Source organism: Rhodococcus sp. LB1, from assembly GCF_001583455.1.
GTDB lineage: Bacteria > Actinomycetota > Actinomycetes > Mycobacteriales > Mycobacteriaceae > Rhodococcus_F > Rhodococcus_F opacus.
In genome coordinates this window covers 1-2,493 of the sequence record NZ_LTCZ01000319.1, presented here as the reverse complement: position 1 = coordinate 2,493, position 2,493 = coordinate 1, and the positions used below count along the sequence as shown (strand labels likewise).

Below are 2,493 nucleotides of genomic sequence, written 5' to 3'. Positions count from 1 at the left end.
GGCCCGGAGCAGCAGCCGGTGGTAGAACTCGTACTCCGCCAGCAGCGGCGCCTCCTCGGGTGTCGGCAGGCCGTCGACGTAACAGCCACCGGCGGTGGGCATGTCGAGGGTCAGCACGGCCAGCGTCCGCCCGACGGTGTAGATGTCGGAGGCGACGGTGGGGCCGGTGGTGGCGATCTCGGGGGCTTGGTAACCCTGTGTGCCGTAGATGTATCCGTGATCCCCGATCCTGGCGACCGCGCCCATGTCGATGAGCTTGAGCTGGTCGTAGTCGTCGCCGATCATGATGTTCTCGGGCTTGAGGTCGTTGTACACCAACCCCATCGAGTGCAGGTATCCGAGCGCGGGCGTGACCTCGAGGAGGTAGCGGATGGCGTGCTCCACTGGCAGCATCGGCTTCGGGTCGTCGGGCCCGGCGTCCTCCTTCAGTTCGGTGAGCAGGTCGCGCAGGGTTCTGCCCCGGACGTACTCCATGACGATGTACCCGATGGGATTGCCGTCCATCCCGGGGTGTTCGACGAAGTTGTAGATCTTGACGATGCTCGGATGCGTCACCTCGGCGAGGAACCGGCGCTCGGCGAGAGCCACCTCCTGGGCCACGGGGTCGCCCGAGTGCAGCAGGCCTTTGAGCACCACCCAGCGGTCGCTGACGTTGTGGTCGAGCGCGAGGTAGATCCAGCCGACACCGCCGTGGGCGAGGCACCCCAGGACCTCGTACTGGCCCGCGACCAGTTCACCCGCCTCGAGTTGCGGGGCGAACGAGAAGACGGTGCCGCAGTGGGTGCACACCCCCTCCGTGTCGCCCGGCCGCGCGGCGGTGGAACGTCCGACGGGGCGCTTGCATCGGTCGCAGTAGCGTTTATGCTCCGCCAGAACGGGATTGGTCAGGAGCATCGACAGGTCGGAGGTGTGGACGGCGTCCGGCACCGTGCGTGACGAGGGGACGTCGTCGTCCTCGTCGTCCGCGAACGGATCGAACCGCACACCCCGGGTGGATTCCGGGTCGTCCATCGGTGTTCGTCTGGTTTCGTCGCTCACGTCGGTGTCACCTCAGTCCCGGTACGTGGGGGCAGGGGGTCCGGCGGCAGGGCCGAGAACCGTCAGCCAGTTGTCGTAGAGCCTCGTCCAGGTTCCGTCCGCACGCATCCGATCCAGCGTGCCGTTCACGAAGCGCACCAGATCGTCGTTGTTCTTGTTGACCCCGATGCCGTACGGCTCCGACTCGAGTGGCGGGCCGACGATTTCCAAGTTCGGGTCCTGGGCGGCGAGCCCGGCGAGGATGGAGTCGTCGGTGCTCGCGGCGTCGGCCTGCCGCTGCTGGAGGACCACGAGGCAGTCGTCCCAGTCGGGTACCGCCACGATCGTGGCCTCGGGCTGCACTCGGCGAACGGTGTCCAGCGAGGTGGTGTCGCCGGCGGTGCAGACGCGTTTGCCCGCCAGATCCTCCGGGCCGGAGATACCGGAGCCCTTCGGCACCAGCAGACGCTGATAGGCCTGGAAGTACACGGTGGAGAAGGCGACCCGCTCGGACCGTTCACACGTGATCGAGGTGCTCTTGACCACGAGATCCACGTCCTCGTTCTCGAGGGCGTCGAAACGGTCGCCGGACGTGAGGAGGCGGAATTCGACCCGGGAGGGGTCGCCGAACAGGTCCCGTGCCATCTCTCCCGCGACGTCGACGTCGAATCCCATCAGCATGCCGGTGGTCGGATCCCGGAAACTGAAGAGGTTGGTGTTCTGATCGATTCCGACGATCAGCCGGCCGCGGGCGGTGATCTCGGCCAGCGAGCTTCCCGGCGCCCGGACGTCCGGGGTGGCGGCGGGGCGGAGACTCGCGAGCGCGCCGCAGGAGTCGGGTGCGGGTGGCTCCTCGGGCACGTCGCCGGTGGGCAGAAGGATCTCGGACCCACTCGTCAGCGGCACTTCCGAGTAGTCACCCTGGACGGTGGGAGTGAGGGGCTGCGGGGTTGCGCATCCGGCCGCGAGGACGGCGACCACGGCAGCGGAGAGAAGGAGGGCGCGCGGGCGCGTCCGCCGTCTCGGTCGACTCACCCGCGTCATCAGTGGTACTCGTTCAGTCTGGGCCAGATCCCCCCACCGACGGCGAACCCGCAGAGCACGCCGATCACCATGCTACCCACCGCGAGCAGCGACAACGAGCGATATGCGTCGGCCATCCCGTCGAGTTCCTCGCTGCGGAATCGGTCGATGCCGTCCTGCAACGACTCGTCGAGCGCCGCGAAGGTGGCGGGGGACGCCGAGTCCGCGGGGCCGATCGCGATGGCCTTCGCCCCCGGGTAGTCCCCCACGTCGAGCTTCTCCTGCAGCATGGTGTGTGCGCGCCGCCAGTCGGCGAGTGCGGTCACGGCGGCGTCGATCGGCGGTGTCGTCGCCGGACCGTGATCGCCGTCCTGCAGCCCCCCGAGGATGTCGGCGAGTTCGGCCGACCGCCGGGTGTAGTCGACCTCGGATTGTTCGTCGGAGCCGCGCTGC

Annotated in this window: 2 protein-coding genes and 1 pseudogene; all 3 read right to left on the bottom strand. The window is 68.3% G+C overall.

The genetic code is table 11. The features are described 5' to 3' along the window. The coding region (locus AZG88_RS32385; RefSeq protein ID WP_156517678.1) for a protein kinase domain-containing protein at nt 1-1,011 on the bottom strand (1,011 nt) is incomplete at its 3' end. 39 nt (nt 1,012-1,050) lie between these two features. Then, complete coding sequence (locus tag AZG88_RS32380; RefSeq protein ID WP_061700184.1) at nt 1,051-2,061, bottom strand: glutamate ABC transporter substrate-binding protein; 1,011 nt, start codon at nt 2,059-2,061, stop codon at nt 1,051-1,053. Further along, nucleotides 2,061-2,493: pseudogene (locus tag AZG88_RS53040) on the bottom strand (hypothetical protein); the annotation flags it as partial. The gene AZG88_RS32380 and the pseudogene AZG88_RS53040, both read right to left, overlap by 1 nt.